General features: G+C 60.5%; 1 protein-coding gene. It reads left to right on the top strand.

What is annotated here, in order from left to right; genetic code table 11:
* Window positions 1-175: 175 nt before the first annotated feature.
* Entirely contained in the window at window positions 176-538 is a 363-nt protein-coding gene (locus tag IE243_RS23045) for a hypothetical protein (protein WP_191321601.1), read from the top strand.
* Window positions 539-542 lie beyond the last annotated feature (4 nt).

Below are 542 nucleotides of genomic sequence, written 5' to 3'. Positions count from 1 at the left end.
GAAGCGGGGTCCAGGTCGGCCGCGAAAGGTGCAGAGTGACGTCGCAGCGGTTGCGGAAGCGCCGCCGGCGCCTGCACCGGTTCCTGGATCGTCCGCGGTAGAAGCCGCAGTAGTCGCGGCGCCTCAGGGCCGCCGTCGGGGTCGTCCGAAGAAGGTGAGGGAACCGTTGCCAACCGTGAATACGCCAATCGACACGGGTGGGATTGACTGGAATGTGCTGGAGCCGGAGACGGGCATTCTGTTGTTCTCACAGCCGTCGGTTGCGGATCCCTATCGGTACATTACGAAGCTCCAGATCGATCGGCGGCTCTGGGACAGTGCTGGTTTCACAACGAACGCACGTGAAAGTCTTTACGCGGATTTTGACGGTGATGTTCTGAAGATTGCACGCGACGGTACGCGGCGTGTGAAGCGGAGAGAGGCGACGAGTAAGGGCGTTGTCGTTGAGATCCCCAATCTTGGATATCTGAACGTTGGCTCGGTCAAGGTTGGTGTCGGGAATGGCTCACTGCTTCTCCGGGGTGAGGCATTGATCTGAGCCG

The organism is Camelimonas fluminis (assembly GCF_014656355.1).
In the GTDB taxonomy this organism is placed as follows: Bacteria; Pseudomonadota; Alphaproteobacteria; order Rhizobiales; family Beijerinckiaceae; genus Camelimonas; species Camelimonas fluminis.
The sequence above is the reverse complement of the archived record's forward strand: the minus strand, read 5'-3'. Positions and strand labels throughout refer to the sequence as shown.